We start from the raw sequence: 21,803 nt of genomic DNA on the forward strand, positions 1-21,803 counted from the left end.
TCGCGGCGGAGCTCGAACGTGCAGGGAACACGATTTCGTGGCTGATGCGCGCCGATGCGCCGCGCGCGTTGCTCGCGCTGATCGCCTTCGGCGACACCGTGAAGCCGGGCGCCCGCGACGCGATCGCGGCGCTGTCGGCGCGCGGCGTCGCCAGCGTGCTCGTGACGGGTGACAACCGCGGCAGCGCGGCAGCCGTCGCGGCGTCGCTCGGCATCGGCGAGGTGCATGCGCAGGTGCTGCCCGACGACAAGGCGCGCGTCGTCGCCGAGCTGAAGCGCACGCACGGCGGGATCGTCGCGATGGTCGGCGACGGGATCAACGATGCACCGGCGCTCGCCGCGGCCGATGTCGGCATCGCGATGGCGACCGGCACGGACGTCGCGATGCACACGGCCGGCATCACGCTGATGCGCGGCGACCCGGCGCTCGTCGCCGACGCGATCGACATCTCCCGACGCACGTACCGGAAGATCCAGCAGAACCTGTTCTGGGCGTTCGTCTACAACCTGGTCGGCGTGCCGCTCGCGGCGCTCGGCTGGCTGAACCCGGTGATCGCGGGCGCGGCGATGGCGTTTTCCAGCGTCAGCGTCGTGACCAACGCGTTGCTGTTGCGGAGATGGAAGGGGCGCGCGCGGTGATGTGTGCCGGTGGCGTGTGCCAGTGACGTGTGCCAGTGACGTGTGCCAGTGACGTGTGCCAGTGACGTGTGCCAGTGACGTGTGCCGAACGGCCGGATGGCCGTTCGGCGTTCGGCGTTCGGCGTTCGGCGTTCGGCGTTCGGCGTTCGGCGTTCGGCGTTCGGCGTTCGGCGCTTGGCGCTTGGCGCTTGGCGCTTGGCGCTTGGCGAACAGGAAGGATCGTGAGGTCGGCCGGTGTTGGCCAGTCACGGCGAGTCGAATCGCCGGCGCATGAGGACGCGGCACCGGCCGGTGGATTCAGTCCGAAATGACCGGCTTGATCAAGGTCGTCGTGATCGGCGCGAAGCCGCACGCCCGATACAGCGCGCGGGCTGCCGCGTTGTGATTGAACACCGACAGCCCGATCTCGGTGACACCGTACCGGCGCGCCTCGGCATCGAGTGCGTCGAGCGTACGCGTGGCCCAGCCCTGGCGGCGCCGGGACGGGACGATGTCGAGGTCGTAGATGAACAGCGTGCGGTTCGGCCCTTCAGGCACGATCGCATACCAGAGGTCGCCCACCGCGTCGCCGCTGGCGCCGTCGACGAGCACGACGAAGGTCTGGCCGGAGGTACGCAGGCCGTCCGGCAGCAGCGTGTCGAAGCAGGCACGCGCCCGGCTGGCCGCATCTTCGACAGCATTTTGTCCGGATGAAACGAGATCGCTCGCGTAGCCGTCGATGGCTCGCGTGCGGTACGCGTGGAATTCGCTGGCCGTCATCGGCCGCATCTGCAGCATGGCCCGGTCACCGTGAACGGAATCGGACTTCCAGTGTAGCGGGACGGTCGCACCGGCGCGCGATGCGGCGGCGGAAAGCGGGCAGGCAGGTGCGGCGAGCGCCGCGCTGACAGCGAATCAGCGAATCAGCGAATCAGCGAATCAGCGAATCAGCGAATCAGCGAATCAGCGAATCAGCGAATCAGCGAATCAGCGAATCAGCGACGGTACAGGACGATCGGCACGAGGTGCGCACGGCGCACGCGCTCGGCTTCGGCACGACGCGCGGCGTACGAGTATTCGGCGTCGAGCGGCAGGTGCGGAGACACGAAAAGGTCGTCGATCTTTTGCAGCAGGGCGAGGATGAAGCTCATGTGAGACTCCTGACAGATGTGACTAGGGTTTTCCCTTAGATGGACTCTATTCTAAGGGTTTTCCCTGAACTCTGCCAGCGCGTCGCATCAGTTTGCCGCATGCGCGCAACGGCCGATCGCCGATATGGAACGGTGATCCTTGCTCCGTCGGGCTCCCGGGATAGGGTCGAAACGATTAACGCGTGCGGCGAGCACGCTTCGCGACGGCCGCCTCGCGATTCGCGTTGCGCTGAAGCCGGTCGACTTGCGACAGCAGCGCTTCGTGATGCTCCTCGAGCGTCATCAGCGTTGCCTGCTGCGTCGACAGATCGGCCGCGAGGCGATCGATCCGCTGCTGCTTCGTGGCCACGTCCTGCTTCAGGTGCGCAATCTGCCGCGTTTGCATCACCAGCGCGACGAGCCCGGCCAGCGCGACGACGGCCAACGCCAGCAGCAGGCGGTTGACGCGGCGCATCTCGCGATCGGCCGCGCGCGTCAGGCCGTCCACGTCGGCCTGCAGGGCGGCGAGCCGGTCGGTCAGCGGGCGCAGGTGCGTATCCGGATCGAACGCCGGCGCGGCCGGTTGCGTACGCTCCGCCGACGGCTTCGTGACAAAGGAGGCAGCGGAAGCCGTCGGCTGCGTGACCGGGGATACGGTGGCGCCGGCCTGCGGTGCGGCGTCGTGGGCCTTCGCGGGGTTCGCGGGGTTCGCGGCGTTCACCGGCTTGGCCGGCTGCGCCGACGTCTGCGGCTCGACCGCCGACACCGCGTCCGGCACCGGGCTCGACCCAGCCGCGTCCAGCGCCGTGTCGGCGCTCGTCACGACCGGCGCGGATTGCTCCGCTGTCGCGTCGCTTGCACCCGCAGCCGCCCGGCGTTTGCCGCCCGACGACGCACGACGCTCCTTCGCGGCATCGCCGGAAGCTCGCCCTTCGCGGGATTTGACGGCAGCGGCGACAACAACAGCCTTCTCGACTTCACCGCCAGCCGCTTGCGATTCGCTCGCCTTCGCCGCAGCACCATCGGCCGCCTGCCGCTTGGTCGCCGCCATCGTGGCGCCGTCGACCGCAGGCACCTCGGCGAACTTCGTAGCCACGCCATCGGCCAGGGGAACATCGCCTGCCCCGATTGCAGCGCCGCCAGAAGCCGGCACGACCTCTGCGTTTGCAACGTCCCCAACTTCAGGCACCGAAACACCGTGCGCCACCTTCGCGACGTCCTGCGTCACAGCACCTTCCGCAGCTTCCACATGCCCTGCCACGACCACACCTTCCGGCGCATTGAACCCGTCCAGCGCAGCCTGGCGCCCGGAGGCCACATCGTCCGCGACATCGACCGCCGCATCGGCTTGCGCGCCCGCTTCGTCGCGCGCCGCAGCCGGTGCGCGCTCGCCCGGCTCGAGCACCGGATCGCCGAACAGGTCGAGCGTACGTTCGTCCCGCGGCGCGTCGGCCAGCGCACTGCCGGACCGTGCTGTCGCCCTCGCTGACGTACTGCCCGCGGCGGCAGCCGAGCGCTGGCGCGAACGGGCCGACGAACGATTGGAACGGGAACGGGAGCGAGGCGAGGAAACGGATTCGGTCATGGAAATCGGATGGCGGGGCCCGCAAGCGCGGAACCGGATGTCGAACGGAATCTGGTCGGGCATTGTCGCATGCCCCGTTGCCGATTCAGCTTATTCGTCGCCCGACAGCCCATTGCCCTCTTCGAAACGCGTGACGCCCTTCAGCGCCCGCAGCTTGTCGCAGATCGCCTGGTATTCGAGTGCCGACACCCGCGCGAGCGCGATGCGCACCTCGTCGTGCTCGCCCGTGTCGTCGGCGCGCTGCACGATGAACTGCTTCACGCGCGCACTGTCCGGGCCGAGCGCCGCGTGCAGCGAATCGAAGTTCAGCGTGCCGCTCACGACCGTCAGCGCGAGCTGGCGCCGCTGGCGCACCGTGAAGTAGCGCCGCTCCAGCGGCTTGATGCCGGCCAGGATGATCAGGATGATGATCGTCGCCGAAATCGACGCGACGTAGAGCCCGCCGCCCACCGCGAGGCCGATTGCGGCGACCGACCACAGGCTCGCGGCGGTCGTCAGCCCGCGCACGATCTCGCCGCGCAGCAGGATCGAGCCCGCACCGAGGAAACCGATGCCCGACACGACCTGCGCGGCGATCCGCGACGGATCGAGCACGATGTGCTCGCTGCTGCCGAGCACGTCGGCGAACCCGAATGCCGACACGATCATGATCAGCGTCGAACCGACACAGACGAGCATGTGCGTGCGCAGGCCGGCCGCCCACGACAGGCGCTCGCGTTCGAAGCCGATGACGCTGCCGAGGGCCGCCGCGAGAACGAGCCGCATCACGAGTTCCAGGTTGCTCAGCATGCGATTTATCTCCTTTTTTGGTGCCGGCCGCGCGGAATGTTTTATCCTTGGCCCCGGCCGCGCCGATCCTCCGGGCCGCGCCGACACGTTTCGAACCCAGCGCTCAACCCCGTCATGTCCGTTTCCGACTCCGCTTCCGCCCAGGCCGCCCAGCTGCGCCACCATTTCGCGCACGTCGTCTTGCCGATCTGGCGGGGTTCAGGGTTCGACCAGACATTACAGCTGCCGTTCGAAGCCGTCGACCCGGCCACCCACGCGCCGCTGCCCGTGACCCGTTATCGCGCAATGGCCTGCGCACGGCAACTGTTCGTGTTCGCGCAGGCCGGCGACACCGCGCACGCGGCCACGCTGTTCGACGCGCTGGGCCGGCACTTTCGCGATCCGCGCCACGGCGGCTGGAACTACAGCGTCGACGCGCAAGGCGCACCGCTCGACACGACCAAGGATCTCTACACGCACGCCTTCATCGTCTTCGCGTGCGCCGCGTGGCATGCGGCGTCGGGCGACACCGCCGCGCGCCAGGCGGCCGAGGAGACCGCCGCGCTGATTCAGGATCGTTTCGCGCCGCGCCCCGGCGACGCGCTGCTCGATGCGGCGCGCCACGCCGATTTCTCGTCATCCGGCAGCGGGGCGCTGCAGAATCCGCTGATGCACCTGACCGAAGCGTGGCTCGCGGCGGCCGATGCATTCGGCGATGCGGCATTCGACGACGCGCTCGCGCACACCGCGCAGGCCGTCGAGCGCACGTTCGTCGACGCGGCGACCGGCTGCGTGGCCGAGCTGCCGCTCGGCGCGGCCGACAACCGTTTCGAGCCCGGCCATCAGTTCGAGTGGTTCTATCTGGTCGATGCGGCCGGCGCGCGTCTTGCGCAGACCGGGCTCCCCGGCGCGCTGGCGCGCGCGTACGCGTTCGCGGAGCAATACGGCGTCGATCCGCAGACGGGCGGCGTCTGCGCGGCGCTCGACGCGCAAGGCGCATGTATCGACGGCACGCAGCGGATCTGGGCGCAGACCGAGTACCTGCGCGCGCTCGCGACGCACGGCGGCACACCGGCCTCCGCGCCGCTCGCGCGGCAGAGCGAACGCTTCGCCGCGCGCTTCCTGCATCCGCGCGGCTGGTTCGAGTGCAAGACGGCTGACGGGCAGGTGTCGCGCGCCGACATGCCGTCGACGACGCCCTACCACCTCGCGACCGCCTACGCGGCGCTGCCGGCCGGCGCGTAACCCGCGTCGGCGAACGACGGTGCCGCACGTTCGCCGCGTGCGGCACGCCCATCGCCCAGCTCGAACACCGAAACCGCCTGCATCAGGTGCGCGGTCTGGTCGTTCAGCGACGCGGCCGCCGCCGCGACCTCCTCCACCAGCGCCGCGTTCTGCTGCGTGAGCTGATCCATCTGCGTAACGGCCTGGTTCACCTGCTCGATCCCGACGCTCTGCTCGACCGACGCCGCGGTGATCTCGGACATCGTCTGCACGACGCGCGTGATCGACGCCGACACCGTCCGCATCGCGTCGCCGGCGCGCTCGACGAGCTCCGCGCCGCCGTTGATCTGCGCGACCGAATCCTCGATCAGCGCCTTGATCTCCTTCGCCGATTGCGCGCTGCGCTGCGCGAGCGAGCGCACTTCACCCGCGACGACCGCGAAGCCGCGCCCCTGTTCGCCGGCGCGTGCGGCTTCCACGGCCGCGTTCAGCGCGAGGATGTTGGTCTGGAACGCGATGCCGTCGATCACCGAGATGATCTCCGCGATCCGCCCCGAGCTTTGCGCGATGCCGCGCATCCGGTCGATCACGCTGTCGACCACGCCGCCGCCATGGCTCGTCGCCTCGAGTGCCGCGTCGGCCAGCGCGCTCGCCGCGCGTGCGCTGTCGGTGTTCTGCCGGACGGTCGCCGTCAGTTGCTCCATGCTCGCGGCCGTTTCCTCGAGCGATGCGGCCTGGGTGCCGGTGCGCGCCGACAGGTCGGCGTTGCCGCCCGCGATCTCGCCCGCGCCGAGGTGGATCGCGTCGGACGCGTGGCGCACCGTGCGCACGGTGCCCGCGACGCTCGTCTGCATCGCGGCAAGGCTGCGCAGCATCCGGTCGATCTCGAACACGCCGCCTGCCCGCACGGCTTCATCGAGCCGGCCTTGCGCGATCCGCTCGAAATGGCGGCCGGCTTCTTCCAGCGGCGCGACGACCGCGCGTCGCGCGGCCGCGTAGATCGCCGCGCTCGCCGCGAGCATCGCCACCAGCAGCACGATGCCGACCGACTTGAACCAGAGCATGCCGCCGTCGATCGTGTCGAGCGCCGTGCGGCTCGATGCGCCGCCGTAGTCGGTGAAGCGGCGCAGCTCGGCGATATAGGCGTCCTGGATGCTCTGCGTCGGCTGGTCGAGGAAGGCCTGGATGTTGTCGGCGTCGAGGAACTGCACGAGTTCGCCCAGCGCGCCGCGCAACGCGCGATAGCGCTCGGCGAGCGCCGCGACGCGCGCGCGGTTGGCATCGTCGACCGGCTGCGCGGCGGTCAGCGCGGCGAACGCCTTGTCCGCTTCCGCGAGCGAAGCGCCCGCATGGCGGATGATGTCTTCCGGCTTCGGGCCGCCACGCACCATCCGCGTGCCGGCGCGCGACAGGTTGATACGCGCGTCGAGCAGCTGCTGGGTCGCCTGGCTGGCCGCCTCGACCTGCGTGATCGCAACGTTCGACAGATCGTCGACGCCGCTACGCGTCGATTTGAGCGCCCAGAAGCCGAGCGCCTCGATCGCGAACAGGAACAGGCAGAACACGGTCAACACGCCGAGCAGACCCGACGCGAGCTTGATTTTTCCGAACATGGGGGAGATTCCTGGAAAGCGGACGATGAGGCAATGCCCCGGCATTAGCGGCATTTCTTCGTCGGACTTTAGGAATGGACGACGGCAAAGCTCGCGTTACTCGCGCATTCGCGTCGAATTGCCCGCAAACAGGGAAATCCACGGCATTCGACGCAATAATCGCGTCGCATCGCGCCGCAAATTGCACGAAACGCGGACGAATTTCCTTGCTTATCCGCATCCCCCTTCCTAGAGTTCAGCGCAAGCGGGCACTCATTTCGAGGGAAGTTCGATGACCGACATCACGGACCACGCGCGCGGCGCATTGCGTGCGCAACCGTTCAGCATGCTGCTGGGCACGGAGCTGATGCATATCGGCGACAACGAAGTGTCGCTGTGCCTGCCCGTGCGCGAAGAACTGCGGCAGCAGCATGGTTTCGTGCACGGCGGCGTCATCAGCTACCTCGCGGACAACGCGCTGACGTTCGCCGGCGCACTCGTGCTCGGCCCGCGCGTGATCACGGCGGAATACAAGATCAACTACCTGCGGCCGGCCGTGAACGGCACGCTCGTCGCCCGCGCGAAGCTCGTCTACGCGGGCCGGCATCAGGCGACCTGCCAGTGTCACGTGTTCGTCATCGACGGCGATCACGAGCGGCTCGTCGCGATCGCGCAGGGCACGATCAACCGCGTCGGCGACGGCAAGATGCCGGATGCGCCGGAGGAAACGGCGTGAGCGGTTCCCCGCGCTTGAAGGACCGCCCATCCACCTGGAAGGCGACGGGCGCATAGTCGAGCCGAGCGGACAGATTGGCGGACAAGTTTGCCGCTCCCGTGCGCGGCACAAATGGTTCTAACGCTTCATCGCGGCAAGATAGACTGCATCACGCTCGCGTCGACCGACCGCCACGACAAGTACGAGCACCTCCGAATCGCGCACTTCGTAGACGAGCCTGTAACCGACGCTGCGCAGCTTGATCTTGTAGCGGTCCGGATGACCATGCAGCTTTGCAGACGGTACGCGAGGATTCTCGAGCCGCTCGGCGAGCCGGGATTTGAACTGGTCGCGAACGGTGCGATCGAGCTTCTTCCACTCTTTCAGAGCAGGTTCGAGAAAGGCAAGCTCAAAGCTCATTCAGCTTGACCTTGACGACCTTCTCCTTGGCGCGCTTGTCGGCCAGCGTGTTGTCTTCGATATCTTCAAGACGTTCGACCATCGCTTCCCACGTCTTCGCCGGGATGCAATAGAACGCAGGTTCGTTGTGATTCAGGATCGCGACCGGGAAACCCTCTCCAGCCGCGACCGTACCCATCGGGTTCCGCTTCAGTTCCGAAACACTCGCCGTAACGTTGGCCAGGATGGTATGAGGCATGTCGGCTCCGTCTTCAACAGGATGTAGATTGTACTCTATTTAGCACCAAATTTAGTACCATAATTGGATCAAAAAGTTCCCGAAGTCTTTCGTTGAAATGCGTTTCGCGGCAGGCTCATCGACCTCTACATGCTGGCGTGCCTACTCCGCCCCGCCCCCCGCCAGCGGCAGAAACCGCGGCGCCACGCGCGCCCGCACGTTGCCGTTTTCATCCGTACGATAGATGCCGCGCGTCACGTTGTGCGGATGCGCGGCCGCGTCGGCACGCTCAGCAGCGGCGCGAAACACGCATCGGTGCCTTCGAGCAGCGCACGCCAGTGCGCGGACGGCTGCTGCGCGAACACGTCGGCGAAGCGGGCCTTCAGCGCGGGCCAGCGCGCGCGGTCGTACTGCGACGCCGGATCGACGTCGGTCAGCCCAAGCCGTTCGACCAGCAGCGCATAGAACGGCGGCTCGAGCGCGCCGATCGTCACGCATTCGCCGTCCGCGCAGCGGTATACGTCGTAGAACGGCGCATCGTGGAAAAGGCTCGGTTGCGCGCCGTCGAGTTGCCCGTTCGCGCGCGCCCACAGCGCAAGTGAACCAAGCATCGACACGATGTCGACGATCGCGCCGTCGACCACACGCCCCGGCCCGCCGCCGCGCACGTCGAACAGCGCGCAGACGATCCCGAACGCGAGCCCGAGCGCGCCGCCCGCATCGCCGACGACGGTCGGCGGCAACCCCGGCCGGCCATCGCGCGGCGCGGACAGCGACAGCAGCCCCGTCAACGCGACGTAATTCAGGTCATGTCCGGCTGCGGCGGCCAGCGGGCCATGCTGGCCCCAGCCGGTCATCCGCCCGTACACGAGCGTCGGATTGCGACGTGCGCAATCGTCGGGCCCGAGGCCGAGCCGCTCCATCACACCGGGCCGCAGCCCCTCGATCAGCGCGTCGGCCTGCGCGATCAGGTCGAGCGCCGCATCGCGACCGGCTGGCGACTTCAGGTCGAGTTCGACGATCGTCTTGCCTTCGCGCAGCAGGTCGCCGTCTCGGGCCTGCAACGCATCCGGCGCACTCGTGCGGCCGGATGGGCGCGCGATCAGCGTGATGCGTGCACCCATCCCGGCGAGCATCCAGCCCGCGAGCGGGCCGGGGCCGAGACCTTCGAATTCGACGATGTGGATGCCGGAAAGCGGCGCATCGAGCGGCATACGAATCTCCTGTTTATGTCCGCGCGTCGCGACGGTCTCCGATGCCGTACTCCTCGCACCGGGTCGCGTCCGTCACGCACGACAAATGAAAAATCCCTGCGCCGCGGGGTCCGCTTCGCAGGGATCGGTGTGAACGGCGCGCATTCCGGCTGCCTTGCCGGAACCCACTACACTCAGAACGCGTCGCCCGGCACGCGCACCCAGCCTTCCATCAGCACGCGTGCGCTGCGGCTCATGATCGCCTTGGTGACGGTCCACTCGCCGTTTTCGAGCTGCGCTTCCGCGCCGACGCGCAGCGTGCCCGACGGATGCCCGAAGCGCACCGCGTTGCGTTCGCCGCCGCCCGCCGCCAGGTTGACGAGCGTGCCGGGGATCGCCGCGGCCGTGCCGATCGCGACCGCCGCCGTGCCCATCATCGCGTGGTGCAGCTTGCCCATCGACATCGCGCGCACCAGCAGGTCGACGTCGCCCGCATTCACGCGCTTGCCGCTCGATGCGACGTAATCGGCCGGCTTCGCGACGAATGCGATCTTCGGCGTGTGCTGTCGCGTCGCGATTTCATCGAGCGTGTCGATCAGGCCCATGCGCAGCGCGCCGTGCGCACGAATCGTCTCGAACTTCTCGAGCGCCTTCGCATCGCCGTTGATCGCGTCCTGCAGCTCGGTGCCCGTATAGCCGATCGCTTCCGCCTCGACGAAGATCGTCGGAATGCCCGCGTTGATCATCGTCGCCTTCAGCGTGCCGACACCCGGCACCGCGAGATCGTCGACGAGGTTGCCGGTCGGGAACATCGAGCCGCCCGCGCCTTCCTCCTCGGCGGCCGGGTCCATGAACTCGAGCTGCACTTCGGCGGCCGGGAACGTGACGCCGTCCAGCTCGAAGTCGCCGGTTTCCTGCACCGCGCCGTTCGTCACCGGCACATGCGCGACGATCGTCTTGCCGATGTTCGCCTGCCAGATCCGCACGACGGCAACACCGTCGCGCGGCACGCGCGCCGGATCGACGAGCCCGCCGCTGATCGCGAACGGGCCGACCGCCGCCGACAGGTTGCCGCAGTTGCCGGTCCAGTCGACGAATGCCTTGTCGATCGAGACCTGACCGAACAGGTAGTCGACGTCGTGGCCCGGCCGCGTGCTCTTCGACACGATCACCGTCTTGCTGGTGGACGATGTCGCGCCGCCCATCCCGTCGATCTGCTTGCCGTACGGATCGGGGCTGCCGATCACGCGCAGCAGCAGCGCGTCGCGGGCGGCGCCCGGCGCCTGCGCGGCGTCCGGCAGGTCCTGCAGCCGGAAGAACACGCCCTTGCTGGTGCCGCCGCGGATATAGGTCGCGGGAATCCTGATTTGAGGAGTGTGAGCCATGTGTGCGTTATCCCTGTGTGACTCGATCAAGCCGCCTGCGACGATTCGAGGAAGTCCTGCGCGAAGCGCTGCAGCACGCCGCCCGCTTCGTAGATCGACACTTCCTCTGCCGTATCGAGCCGGCACGTCATCGGCACCTCCACGCGCTCGCCGTTCTTGCGGTGAATCACGAGCGTCAGGTCGGCGCGCGGCGTGCGCTCGCCGATCACGTCGAAGGTCTCGGTGCCGTCGATGCCGAGCGTCGTCCGGTTCGTGCCCGGCTTGAACTCGAGCGGCAGCACGCCCATCCCGATCAGGTTCGTGCGGTGGATCCGCTCGAAGCCTTCGGCGGCGATCGCCTCGACGCCCGCGAGCCGCACACCCTTCGCGGCCCAGTCGCGCGACGAGCCCTGGCCGTAGTCGGCGCCGGCCACGACGATCAGCGGCTGCTTGCGATTCATGTACGTCTCGATCGCTTCCCACATCCGCATGACCTTGCCTTCCGGCTCGACGCGCGCAAGCGAGCCCTTCTTCACCGCTCCGTCGACGACCGCCATCTCGTTGAGCAGCGTCGGGTTCGCGAAGGTCGCGCGCTGCGCGGTCAGGTGGTCTCCCCGGTGCGTCGCGTACGAGTTGAAGTCTTCTTCCGGCAGGCCCATCTTCGCGAGGTACTCGCCGGCCGCGCTGTCCAGCAGGATCGCGTTGGACGGCGACAGGTGGTCGGTCGTGATGTTGTCGCCGAGCACCGCGAGCGGGCGCATGCCCTGCAGCGTGCGCTCGCCGGCCAGCGCGCCTTCCCAGTACGGCGGACGGCGGATGTACGTGCTCTGCGCGCGCCACTCGTACAGCGGCGCCGCGCGCTCGCCCGCATCGGCGCTACGCGCGAACATCGGCTCGTAGACCTTGCGGAACTGCTCGGGCTTCACGCTCGACGCGACGATCGCATCGATCTCCTCGTCGGTCGGCCAGATGTCCTTCAGCGTGACGGGCTTGCCGTCCTGGTCGTGACCGAGTACGTCCTTCTCGATGTCGAAGCGGATCGTGCCGGCGATCGCATATGCGACGACGAGCGGCGGCGACGCGAGGAACGCCTGCTTCGCATACGGGTGGATACGGCCGTCGAAGTTGCGGTTGCCGGACAGCACGGCCGTCGCATACAGGTCGCGATCGACGATCTCCTGCTGGATCTTCGGGTCGAGCGCGCCCGACATCCCGTTGCAGGTCGTGCACGCGAACGCGACGATGCCGAAGCCGAGCTTCTCGAGTTCGGGCAGCAGGTTCGCTTCTTCCAGATACAGCTCGACCGCCTTCGAGCCGGGCGCGAGCGAGCTCTTCACCCACGGCTTGCGCGTGAGGCCGCGCGCATTCGCGTTGCGTGCGAGCAGGGCCGCGGCAATCACGTTGCGCGGGTTGCTGGTGTTCGTGCAGCTCGTGATCGCGGCGATGATCACCGCGCCGTCGGGCATCTCGCCCGCCTTCTCTTCCCACTGGCCGGCGATCCCGCGCGCGGCGAGATCGGACGTCGGCAGCCGCTTGTGCGGGTTCGACGGGCCGGCCATGTTGCGCACGACGCTCGACAGGTCGAACGTCAGCGTGCGCTCGTATTGCGCGTTGGCGAGCGTATCGGCCCACAGGCCCGCCGCCTTCGCGTAGGTCTCGACGAGCTTCACCTGCTCGTCGCTGCGGCCGGTGAGGCGCAGGTAGTCGGTGGTCTGGCCGTCGATGAAGAACATCGCGGCCGTCGCGCCGTATTCGGGCGCCATGTTCGAGATCGTCGCGCGATCGCCGAGCGTGAGGCTCGCCGCGCCTTCGCCGCGGAATTCGAGATACGCGCCCACCACCTTTTCCTTGCGCAGGAATTCGGTCAGTGCGAGCACGACGTCGGTCGCGGTGATGCCGGGCTGGCGCTTGCCGGTCAGCTCGACGCCGACGATGTCGGGCAGGCGCATCCACGACGCGCGGCCGAGCATCACGTTCTCCGCTTCGAGGCCGCCGACGCCGATCGCGATCACGCCGAGCGCGTCGACGTGCGGCGTGTGGCTGTCGGTGCCGACGCAGGTATCGGGATACGCGACGCCGTCGTGCGCCTGGATCACCGGCGACATTTTCTCGAGGTTGATCTGGTGCATGATGCCGTTGCCCGGCGGGATCACGTCGACGTTCTCGAACGCCTTCTTCGTCCACTCGATGAAGTGGAAGCGATCCTCGTTGCGGCGATCCTCGATCGCGCGGTTCTTCGCGAACGCGTCCGGATCGAAGCCGCCGCATTCGACGGCGAGCGAGTGGTCGACGATCAGCTGCACCGGCACGACCGGGTTCACCTTGGCCGGGTCGCCGCCGCCGTCGGCGATCGCGTCGCGCAGGCCGGCGAGATCGACGAGCGCGGTCTGCCCGAGGATGTCGTGGCACACGACGCGCGCCGGGAACCACGGGAAATCACGTTCGCGCTTGCGCTCGATGATCTGCTTCAGCGAATCGGCGAGGATCGCCGGATCGCAGCGGCGCACGAGGTTTTCGGCGAGCACGCGCGACGTGTACGGCAGCGTGTCGTAGGCGCCGGGCGCGATCGCTTCGACCGCGGCGCGCGCGTCGAAATAGTCCAGCGACGTGCCGGGCAGGGGTTTGCGGTTGGCGGTATTCATGGTGTGGGGAACTCGGGTATGGCGTCCGGCGCACGCCGGCCCCCGTCACGCGGGAGGCCGGTGTGCGCGGTGGGCAATCAGCGCTTTTCGATCGGCACGAACTGCAGGTCTTCCGGACCGGTGTAGTTCGCGCTCGGGCGGATGATCTTGTTGTCGACGCGCTGCTCGATGATGTGCGCGCTCCAGCCGGACGTGCGCGAGATCACGAACAGCGGCGTGAACATCGCGGTCGGCACGCCCATCATGTGATACGACACCGCGCTGAACCAGTCGAGGTTCGGGAACATCTTCTTCGCTTCCCACATCACCGATTCGAGGCGCTCGGCGATGTTGTACAGCTTCACGTCGCCCGCTTCCTTCGACAGCTTGTGCGCGACGCCCTTGATCACCTTGTTGCGCGGATCGGAGATCGTGTAGACCGGGTGGCCGAAGCCGATCACGACTTCCTTGTTCTCGACGCGGCGGCGGATGTCGGCTTCGGCATCGTCCGGCGAGCTGTAGCGGCTCTGGATTTCATACGCGACTTCGTTCGCGCCGCCGTGCTTCGGGCCGCGCAACGCGCCGATCGCGCCGGTGATCGCCGAGTAGATGTCCGAGCCCGTGCCCGCGATCACGCGGCCGGTGAACGTCGACGCGTTGAATTCGTGCTCCGCGTACAGGATCAGCGACGTGTGCATCGCCTCGACCCACGACTTCGACGGCGTCTTGCCGTGCAGCAGGTGCAGGAAGTGGCCGCCGATCGAGTCGTCGTCGGTTTCCGTCTCGATGCGCTTGCCGTTGTGCGAGAAGTGATACCAGTACAGCAGCATCGAGCCGAGCGATGCCATCAGGCGGTCGGCGATGTCGCGCGCGCCCGGCAGGTTGTGGTCGTCCTTCTCCGGCAGCACGGTGCCGAGCACCGACACGCCCGTGCGCATCACGTCCATCGGGTGCGCGGACGCCGGGATCTGCTCCAGCGCCGCCTTCAGCGCGCTCGGCAGGCCGCGCAGCGCGCGCAGCTTCGTCTTGTATGCGGCCAGTTCGGTCAGGTTCGGCAGCGTGCCGTGAACGAGCAGGTGCGCGATTTCCTCGAATTCGCACGATTCGGCGACGTCGAGAATGTCGTAGCCGCGATAGTGCAGGTCGTTGCCGGTCTTGCCGACCGTGCACAGCGCCGTGTTGCCCGCCGTCACGCCCGACAGCGCCACCGACTTCTTCGGCTTGAATGCGCCTGCGGCGGCCGGTGCTGCTGCGTCTTTCGTCTCGCTCATGTTTCCGTTCTCCAATGTGTATCGGGGGTATCAGCTGGCGGCCGGACTAGGCGCTTCAGCGCCTAGTCCGCGCCCCATGCAAAGCTGTCGGTTCAACCGGCGCAGCGGCGCCGGGCCCGACCGATGCAAAAACGCTCCGGAATCGTGTCCCGGCGCGCGGGCGCGTTACTTCTTGCCCTGCGCGAACAGCTCGTCGAGCTTGCGCTCGTATTCGTGATAGCCAAGGAAGTCGTACAGCTCGGCGCGCGTCTGCATCGTCGGCACGGCCGCCTTCTGCGTGCCGTCGCGGCGCAGCGTCTCGTAGAAGTTCAGCGCGGCCTTGTTCATCGCGCGATACGCGCCGCAGCAGTACAGCGCGATGTCGACGTTCGCCTCGCGCAGCTCGTCGAGCGTGAACAGCGGCGTCGAGCCGAATTCGGTCAGGTTCGCGAGGATCGGCACCTTCACGGCTGCCTTGAAGCGGCGGTAGTCGTCGAGCGACTTCATCGCTTCCGGGAAAATCATGTCCGCGCCGGCTTCGACGTAAGCCACCGCGCGCTCGATCGCCGAGTCGATCCCTTCTGCCGCGGCGGCGTCGGTACGCGCCATGATCACGAACTGGTCGTCGGTACGCGCATCGACCGCCGCCTTGACGCGATCGACCATTTCCTCGACTGGCACGACTTCCTTGCCCGGACGGTGGCCGCAGCGCTTCTGGCCGACCTGGTCTTCCAGGTGCACGGCCGCGACGCCGGCCTTGATGAACGAGCGCACGGTGCGCGCGATGTTGAACGCGCCGCCCCAGCCGGTATCGATGTCGACCAGCAGCGGCAGGTCGGTCGCGTTGGTGATCCGGTTCGCGTCGATCAGCACGTCTTCCATCGTGCTGATGCCGAGGTCGGGGATCCCGAGCGAGTTCGCGGCGACGCCGCCACCCGACAGGTACACGGCCTTGAAGCCGACGGCCTGCGCCATCTTGGCTGCATAGGCGGTGATCGCGCCGACCACCTGCAGCGGTTGCTCCGCCGCGACTGCCGCGCGGAATTTCGCGCCGGCGCTCTGAAGATGCGTATTGCTCATGAACGGCCTCCTGAAGGAACGACCATTAACAGCAAGGACCGGGCCAGCTCGCACAACGTCGCTAACCCACTGATTCTTAAGCAACCGGCACGGGTGAGGAAGTGCCCGGCGATTTCAATTCGGCAATTTCATGTTTCAAAAATGAAATCGCACGCGCATAATCGACCGTCATGGACCTCTCCTCGACCAAGCCCGTCGGCCCGGCCGATCGCGCGGCGCGCCCGCGCATCTGGGCGATGGGCATCAGCCGCCTGCGCGACCTGTTTCGCGAGATCGCCGGTGAATTCGACGAACGCGCCGACGTGCGCATCGTCACGCGCGCCTATGAGGATGCGCTCAGCGCGATCGCCGAGGCCGGCACCGCGCGGCCCGACGTGATCGTCGCGGCCGGCTCGAACGGCGCCTTCCTGAAGACGCGAGCGCAGGTGCCGGTGGTGGTGGTATCGCCGACCGGTTTCGACGTGATGCAGGCGCTCGCGCGCGCCCGGCGCGACGCGTCGCGGATCGCGCTCGTCAGCGCCGGGGAAACGCCGCCCGAAGTGCGCCGCTTCGTCGCCGCGTACGGCCTCGACGTGCAGTTTGCGTCATATCAGTCCGCGCAGGAAGCGGAAGCCTGCGTGCACGAGCTGCGCGACCGCGGCATCGAGACGATCGTCGGCCCCGGACTCGTCACCGATCTCGCGGCCAGCGCCGGCATGGGCGCGGTGTTCCTGTATTCGCACGCATCGGTACGCAAGGCCGTCGATACGGCGCTCGAAGTCGCATACGCGACGCATGCCGAGGCGTTCCGCCGCCAGCGGCTCGACAACCTGCTCCAGCACCTGCGCGACGGCGTGGTCGCGCTCGACGCGCGCGGCCGTGTCGAGGCGATCAACGAGCGGCTCGCGTCGGCGCTCGGGGTCGAACCCGCGGCGGCCGTCGGCCGCGCGCTCGTCGATCTGCGGCCCGAACTGCGCACGCTGCGCGGCGAGGACGGCGACGCGCTCGCGACCGTGCGCGGCGTGCGCTACGTCGTGCATCGCGGGCCGCTCGTCGATCGCGGCGTCACGTCGGGCAGCGTGCTGACGTTCCAGGAATCGCGCGCGGTCGAACGGCTCGACCGCGCATTGCGTTCGCAACCCACCACGCAGCAGTTCGCGGCGCGCTATGCGCTCGACGACGTGGTCGGTGCATCGGCGCCGATGGCGCGCGTGCGCGATCTCGTGCGCCGCTACGCGAAATCCGACGCAACCGTGCTCGTGCTCGGCGAAAGCGGTACCGGCAAGGAAATGATCGCGCAAAGCCTGCACGCGCTGTCCGCGCGGCGCAGCTACCCGTTCGTCGCAGTCAATTGCGGCGCGTTTCCGGAAGCGCTGCTCGAAAGCGAGTTGTTCGGCTATGAGGAAGGCGCGTTCACCGGCGCGCGGCGCGGCGGCAAGACGGGCCTGTTCGAAGCCGCTCACCGCGGCACGCTGTTTCTCGACGAGATCGGCGAGATGCCGCCGTCGCTGCAGAGCCGGCTGCTGCGCGTGCTGCAGGAGCGCGAGGTGATCCGCCTCGGCTCGACCGAGCCGATCCGCATCGATGTGCGCGTGATCGCCGCGACGCACCGTCCGCTGCTCGCGGCCGTCGAAGCCGGCACGTTCCGCGCGGATCTCTATTACCGGCTCAACATCCTGAACGTCGGCCTGCCGCCGCTGCGCGAGCGCGCTGCCGACATTCCGGCGCTCGCGGCCACGCTGCTCGTGCAGGCCGCACGACGCGAACCGCGCCTCGCCGAACGCCTGCGCGACGCCGACGACGCCGCGCGCGTGCTTGGCGCGACACAGGCCGCGCTCGCGCGCTACCGGTGGCCCGGCAACGTGCGCGAACTGCAGAATGTGATCGAGCGAATCGCGGTGGAGCTGGCCGAGGAAGCCGATGAAAACGATTCCGCCACCGCGTGCGCCGCGCTCGATCCCGATGCGCTGCAGGCGATCGCGCCCGAGCTGTTTGCGATGCCACCCGACGCGGCCGACGCCGACGATGCGCAGACACTGCACGCGCGCCGCCGTCGCGCGGAAGCCGACGAGATCCGCGCGGTACTCGACGCGTGCGGCGGCGACCGCGACCGCGCGTGCGCGATGCTGGGCATCAGCAAGACGACGCTGTGGCGGAAGTTGTCGGTGAAATAACAGGCACGGATTCGACGCGCGGGCGCGCGCTTGCCTGAAGAGGTACGTCAGTCGGCCTTGTGATAGTGGCGGTACGCCTTCGCGCGATTGCCGCACGACGACATCGAACACCAGCGGCGGCTGCCATTCTTGCTGTCGTCGATGAACAGCCACTGGCAGGCGTCGTTCGCGCAACGCTTGACCTTCGCGAGCCGCGCACCGCCGAGCAGGTCGATCGCCGACCACAGTACCGGGCTCAGCAGTCCAGCCAGCGTCGCACGCCCCTCCCCGATCCGCCACGCGTAGCCGCCATCGATGCGCGCCAGTGCGACGCGCGGCGCCGCTTCCGCCAGGAAGCCGCCGAGCAGCGCGAGATCGTCGGCGAGCGGCTCGCGCTGCTCGGCCTGCGCACGAAAGAGCCGGTACAGCGCCTCGCGCAATGCGAGCGCGCGCGCCAGCATCGCCGGTTCCCCCTCTTCTTTCCCGTGCGCGCGGCACGCTTCGGCCAGGACAGCCGGCACGCCCGCCTGCTCGCGGCACCACGTCAGCAGGTCGCCCATCGTGCCGAAGGTTTCCGTCGGCGGGTCGCTGCCGCGCCAGTACAGCGTGTTCGCAAAATCGATGCTCAGGGTTTCGGGCGGCGCCGGAATCAGGCAGTCCATCGTGACGGAAGGTTGCGTATCGCTCATGCCCGGATCGTATCTAACCATCATGCCGGTTGACAAGCATCCGGGCGCTTTCTAACATAACCAGCATGGTAGTTATAAAAAGGTTTGCTGCACTGACACCCGCCTCAGTTCAAGGAGCCACAGATGATCGATCGCCTTTTGTCCCGCGTTATCCACAACAACAGCGGCCGCGCGTTCTACGACAGCACACTCGGCGCACTCCGCTACAAGCGGCTGGCATGGTGGTTATAAGCAGGTTTGCCGCACTGACGTCCCTCTTCAGTCCAAGGAGCCACACATGATCGATCACCTTTCGTTCGGCGTTGCCCACATCGGCCGCAGCCGGGCGTTCTACGACAACGCCCTCGGCGCGCTCGGCTACAAACGGCTGTATAGCGACGACGGCTCCATCGGGTACGGCTCGACCGAGCCGGAGCTGTGGTTGCAGCATGCGACTCGCCCCGTCGTCGCCGATCCCGACTCGGGGATGCACCTGTCGTTCAAGGCCGCTTCACCGGTCGAAGTCGACGCGTTCTACCGTGCCGCACTCGAGCACGGCGGCCAGGACAACGGCGGGCCCGGCAAGCGCGAACACTACGGCCCCGGCTACTACGCGGCGTTCGTCGTCGATCCCGACGGGTATCGGCTGGAAGCGCATTGCGAACTCGACAACATCGTGTAATCGAGCCGGCGTACCAATGCCAAGGGCCCGATTCCGCGCAATGCGGAATCGGGCCCTTGTCTTTGAACCACTAATCAGTATCCGGCGGCCGTTCGACGGGATCGCCGGGTGAGCGGTTATCGCGCGTCGCGCGTGCGCTGCAGTTGCTCGCCGAGCCCTTCGACACCGAGGCGTACGGTCTGGCCGGCCTTCAGGAACACCGGCGACGGCTTGATGCCCATGCCGACGCCCGGCGGCGTGCCGGTCGTGATCACGTCGCCCGGCTGCAGCGTCATGCAGCTCGACAGATAGGCGATCAGCTGCGCGACGGTGAACACCATCGTGCGCGTGTTGCCGTTCTGATAGCGGTGGCCGTCGATTTCGAGCCACAGGTCGAGACGCTGCGGATCGGGCACCTCGTCGCGCGTGACGAGCCACGGACCGATCGGGCCGAACGTGTCGAAGCCCTTGCCCTTGTCCCACTGGCCGCCGCGCTCGATCTGCCATTCGCGCTCGGACACGTCGTTGACGACGCAATAGCCCGCGACATAATCGAGCGCGCGCGCTTCGTCGACGTCCTTGCAGGTCGCGCCGATCACGACGCCCAGCTCGACTTCCCAGTCGGTCTTGACCGAGCCCTTCGGGATGTCGATGCCGTCGTTCGGGCCGCAGATCGAACTCGTCCACTTGCCGAACACGACCGGCTCCTTCGGCACCGGCATGCCGGCTTCGGCCGCGTGATCGGCGTAGTTCAGGCCGATGCCGATGAACTTGCCGACATGCCCGACGCACGCGCCGATGCGCGGCTCGCCTGATACCAGCGGCAGCGTGGCCGGATCGATCGCGCGCAGCCGCGCGAGACCCGCGTCGGACAGCACGTCGCCGGACAGATCCGGCACATGTGCGGACAGGTCGCGAATCCGGCCGTCCGCGTCGAGAATACCGGGCTTTTCCTGGCCGGACGGGCCATAGCGAAGCAGTTTCATCGTGCTCAACCTCTGTAGTCGAATGGGACAGGATACCGGCCGACGCGGCCCTCCGCGGCCGCGCGCCGAACTGATTGTCGATCGTCGATTGCGCGCGTCGGCGCCTAATCCGGCATGCCGTTCGACGCGCGAGGGTCGCGCGGGCGCAGCGATCGTGGCACCGCACGGAAGTACGGCGCACATCGAACGGGCGGCCGCCGGTCTGCGCATCGGCGACGACGGCCCGGCACCCGCGACATGGTCCGGCCCGTACCGGCCGGCTTCACGCGCGGCCGCACCGTCGCTGGCCCGCCAGCCTTTGTACCATCGGCCGCGCGCCGTGAAATGACGCGCGACGGATACCGACTATTGGTACAACTGCGGACGCTGCGGCGCAGCATCAGGGGCAGCGCCGCCGCCCGATTTCCTTTCGAAAACCTTGAACCGGTGCCACCTGTCATGAATACCGGGTATTCGGGGCTTCCCTGTCATCCCAAAAGGGAATCGATCCGTTCTTATTCGGTAACGATCGGTAAAAAGACGCTGCATTGCACACTAAATGTTTGTTGTTAAGCTCAAACGGTTGGCGTTCGTCGCCACACGCGGGCTCGACACAAGCAAGTTGCAGAATTGGTCAGCGTGCGTCGCCAATCGATCGAAAGTAATTCCCCCCAACTTCACACCGACAATGCAAACAACCAACGACCTGCTTCCCGGCTGCGACGCACGGGAATCGATGGGCGCAATCGACCGCTATCGCGCACCCGCGCTCGACAAGGGTCTCGACATTCTCGAACTCCTGTCGGAGCAGAAAGAAGGCCTCACCCGCACCGAAATCACGAAGGAACTCGGCCGCAACGCGAGCGAGATCTACCGGATGCTCGAACGCCTCGTCGCGCGCCGCTACGTTATGCGCTCGACCGGCGGCGACCGTTACACGCTCAGCCTCAAGTTGTTCTCGCTCGCGCACCGGCATCCACCGATGAGCCGGCTGATCGCCGAGGCCTTGCCGCCGATGCAGCGTTTCGCCGATTCCTCCGAGCAATCGTGCCACCTGTCCGTCTACGATCGCGGCAACCTGCTCGTGATCGCGCAGGTCGACGGGCCCGGCGCGTGGGGCGTGTCGGTCCGGCTCGGCTCGCGCGTCGGGCTCGCCGATACCGCATCGGGGCGCGTGATGCTGGCGTTCCAGGGCGCCGAGCAGCGCTCGCACATGCTCGTCGAGCACCGCAAGGTCAAGGGCGAAGCGCCACTGAACGAGCAGGAACTCGCGTATGCGTGCCAGTCCATCCGGCAGGACGGTTACCTGCGCCAGGACAGCCGCCAGGCGTACGGCGTGACCGACCTGACCGCGCCGATCCTCGGGCCGTCAGGCCATGCGATCGCGGTGCTGACGTGCCCGTACATGCGGCGGATCGATGCGCACATGGCGCCGTCCGTCGACGCGGTCGTCGAAGGGTTGCGCGACACGGCCGCCCAGCTGTCGATGTGCCGCGACGAAGCCTGCTGACGCGCAGGCTCGGCGGAGCGCACCGGGTACGGCGCCATTGCGTCGATCCCGGTCGCGCGCAACACCTGTGCGCGGCGCGACGCACGGTGCC

Annotated in this window: 20 protein-coding genes and 1 pseudogene; 7 read left to right on the top strand and 14 right to left on the bottom strand. The window is 67.7% G+C overall.

All coding sequences use genetic code 11. From position 1 onward, the window contains the following. Positions 1 to 638, top strand: a 638-nt coding sequence (locus G3O06_RS21525) for an HAD-IC family P-type ATPase (RefSeq protein WP_205817449.1), incomplete at its 5' end; no start/stop codon positions are given. 297 nt (positions 639 to 935) lie between these two features. Here G3O06_RS21525 and G3O06_RS21530 read toward each other — a convergent pair. From G3O06_RS21530 to G3O06_RS21540, 3 genes are all read right to left on the bottom strand, one after another. After that, positions 936 to 1,415, bottom strand: coding sequence for a GNAT family N-acetyltransferase (locus G3O06_RS21530; RefSeq protein ID WP_174971403.1), 480 nt, complete (start codon positions 1,413 to 1,415; stop codon positions 936 to 938). Between the two features lie 197 nt (positions 1,416 to 1,612). Continuing rightward, the gene (locus G3O06_RS21535; protein WP_006481665.1) at positions 1,613 to 1,768 is read right to left on the bottom strand and encodes a hypothetical protein; all 156 of its coding nucleotides are present in this window, start codon (positions 1,766 to 1,768) and stop codon (positions 1,613 to 1,615) included. A 175-nt stretch (positions 1,769 to 1,943) separates the two neighbouring features. Next, complete coding sequence (locus tag G3O06_RS21540) at positions 1,944 to 3,065, bottom strand: flagellar hook-length control protein FliK (RefSeq protein ID WP_346779545.1); 1,122 nt, start codon at positions 3,063 to 3,065, stop codon at positions 1,944 to 1,946. Here G3O06_RS21540 and G3O06_RS50005 point away from each other — a divergent pair. Then, on the top strand, positions 2,946 to 3,236 hold the full coding sequence (locus tag G3O06_RS50005) for a hypothetical protein (protein WP_346779546.1): 291 nt from the start codon (positions 2,946 to 2,948) through the stop codon (positions 3,234 to 3,236). The genes G3O06_RS21540 and G3O06_RS50005 overlap by 120 nt on opposite strands. Before the next feature lie 186 nt (positions 3,237 to 3,422). On the opposite strand, the gene G3O06_RS21545 is transcribed toward G3O06_RS50005, so the two are convergent. Then, a complete protein-coding gene (locus G3O06_RS21545; RefSeq protein ID WP_089496033.1) occupies positions 3,423 to 4,121 on the bottom strand; it encodes an MgtC/SapB family protein in 699 nt (232 codons plus the stop codon). Positions 4,122 to 4,235: 114 nt separating this feature from the next. Between G3O06_RS21545 and G3O06_RS21550 the strand changes: the two genes are divergently transcribed. Further along, positions 4,236 to 5,345: an AGE family epimerase/isomerase gene (locus G3O06_RS21550; protein WP_174971411.1), complete on the top strand. Its 1,110-nt coding sequence runs from the start codon at positions 4,236 to 4,238 to the stop codon at positions 5,343 to 5,345. Here G3O06_RS21550 and G3O06_RS21555 read toward each other — a convergent pair. Next, positions 5,318 to 6,937: a methyl-accepting chemotaxis protein gene (locus G3O06_RS21555; RefSeq protein ID WP_205817451.1), complete on the bottom strand. Its 1,620-nt coding sequence runs from the start codon at positions 6,935 to 6,937 to the stop codon at positions 5,318 to 5,320. The genes G3O06_RS21550 and G3O06_RS21555 overlap by 28 nt on opposite strands. A gap of 271 nt (positions 6,938 to 7,208) precedes the next feature. On the opposite strand from G3O06_RS21555, the gene G3O06_RS21560 reads away from it, so the two are divergent. Further along, on the top strand, positions 7,209 to 7,652 hold the full coding sequence (locus G3O06_RS21560; RefSeq protein ID WP_011353771.1) for a PaaI family thioesterase: 444 nt from the start codon (positions 7,209 to 7,211) through the stop codon (positions 7,650 to 7,652). Positions 7,653 to 7,769: 117 nt separating this feature from the next. On the opposite strand, the gene G3O06_RS21565 is transcribed toward G3O06_RS21560, so the two are convergent. The 7 genes and pseudogenes from G3O06_RS21565 to prpB all read right to left on the bottom strand — a co-directional run bounded on the left by G3O06_RS21565 (position 7,770) and on the right by prpB (position 15,776). Beyond that, entirely contained in the window at positions 7,770 to 8,051 is a 282-nt protein-coding gene (locus G3O06_RS21565) for a type II toxin-antitoxin system RelE/ParE family toxin (protein ID WP_174918348.1), read from the bottom strand. Continuing rightward, complete coding sequence (locus G3O06_RS21570; RefSeq protein ID WP_174918349.1) at positions 8,041 to 8,289, bottom strand: type II toxin-antitoxin system Phd/YefM family antitoxin; 249 nt, start codon at positions 8,287 to 8,289, stop codon at positions 8,041 to 8,043. Before G3O06_RS21570 ends, G3O06_RS21565 begins: the two co-directional genes overlap by 11 nt. Positions 8,290 to 8,430: 141 nt before the next feature. Then, positions 8,431 to 9,482: pseudogene (locus G3O06_RS21575) on the bottom strand (CaiB/BaiF CoA-transferase family protein). Positions 9,483 to 9,655: 173 nt separating this feature from the next. Then, complete coding sequence (gene prpF / locus G3O06_RS21580) at positions 9,656 to 10,846, bottom strand: 2-methylaconitate cis-trans isomerase PrpF (RefSeq protein WP_174918359.1); 1,191 nt, start codon at positions 10,844 to 10,846, stop codon at positions 9,656 to 9,658. A gap of 26 nt (positions 10,847 to 10,872) precedes the next feature. Then, complete coding sequence (acnD, locus tag G3O06_RS21585) at positions 10,873 to 13,467, bottom strand: Fe/S-dependent 2-methylisocitrate dehydratase AcnD (RefSeq protein WP_205817452.1); 2,595 nt, start codon at positions 13,465 to 13,467, stop codon at positions 10,873 to 10,875. A gap of 77 nt (positions 13,468 to 13,544) precedes the next feature. Further along, the gene (gene prpC, locus G3O06_RS21590; protein ID WP_174971447.1) at positions 13,545 to 14,717 is read right to left on the bottom strand and encodes a 2-methylcitrate synthase; all 1,173 of its coding nucleotides are present in this window, start codon (positions 14,715 to 14,717) and stop codon (positions 13,545 to 13,547) included. 165 nt (positions 14,718 to 14,882) lie between these two features. Further along, positions 14,883 to 15,776, bottom strand: coding sequence for a methylisocitrate lyase (gene prpB / locus G3O06_RS21595; RefSeq protein ID WP_011353756.1), 894 nt, complete (start codon positions 15,774 to 15,776; stop codon positions 14,883 to 14,885). 170 nt (positions 15,777 to 15,946) lie between these two features. Here prpB and prpR point away from each other — a divergent pair, with 170 nt between their 5' ends. Then, positions 15,947 to 17,929, top strand: a complete 1,983-nt coding sequence (gene prpR / locus G3O06_RS21600) for a propionate catabolism operon regulatory protein PrpR (RefSeq protein ID WP_205817453.1) — start codon at positions 15,947 to 15,949, stop codon at positions 17,927 to 17,929. A 47-nt stretch (positions 17,930 to 17,976) separates the two neighbouring features. On the opposite strand, the gene G3O06_RS21605 is transcribed toward prpR, so the two are convergent. Further along, positions 17,977 to 18,597, bottom strand: a complete 621-nt coding sequence (locus G3O06_RS21605) for an ABATE domain-containing protein (protein ID WP_241020180.1) — start codon at positions 18,595 to 18,597, stop codon at positions 17,977 to 17,979. A 277-nt stretch (positions 18,598 to 18,874) separates the two neighbouring features. Between G3O06_RS21605 and G3O06_RS21610 the strand changes: the two genes are divergently transcribed. After that, entirely contained in the window at positions 18,875 to 19,258 is a 384-nt protein-coding gene (locus G3O06_RS21610; RefSeq protein ID WP_205817455.1) for a VOC family protein, read from the top strand. Between the two features lie 116 nt (positions 19,259 to 19,374). Here G3O06_RS21610 and G3O06_RS21615 read toward each other — a convergent pair whose 3' ends face one another. After that, the gene (locus G3O06_RS21615; protein ID WP_174918365.1) at positions 19,375 to 20,223 is read right to left on the bottom strand and encodes an ureidoglycolate lyase; all 849 of its coding nucleotides are present in this window, start codon (positions 20,221 to 20,223) and stop codon (positions 19,375 to 19,377) included. 667 nt (positions 20,224 to 20,890) lie between these two features. Here G3O06_RS21615 and G3O06_RS21620 point away from each other — a divergent pair. Continuing rightward, positions 20,891 to 21,712 carry an IclR family transcriptional regulator gene (locus G3O06_RS21620; RefSeq protein WP_205817456.1) on the top strand — a complete coding sequence of 274 codons (822 nt, stop codon included), beginning with the start codon at positions 20,891 to 20,893 and terminating at the stop codon, positions 21,710 to 21,712. The last annotated feature ends 91 nt before the right edge of the window (positions 21,713 to 21,803 follow it).

Source organism: Burkholderia sp. Ac-20345 (assembly GCF_017104825.1).
Lineage (GTDB): Bacteria > Pseudomonadota > Gammaproteobacteria > Burkholderiales > Burkholderiaceae > Burkholderia > Burkholderia lata_B.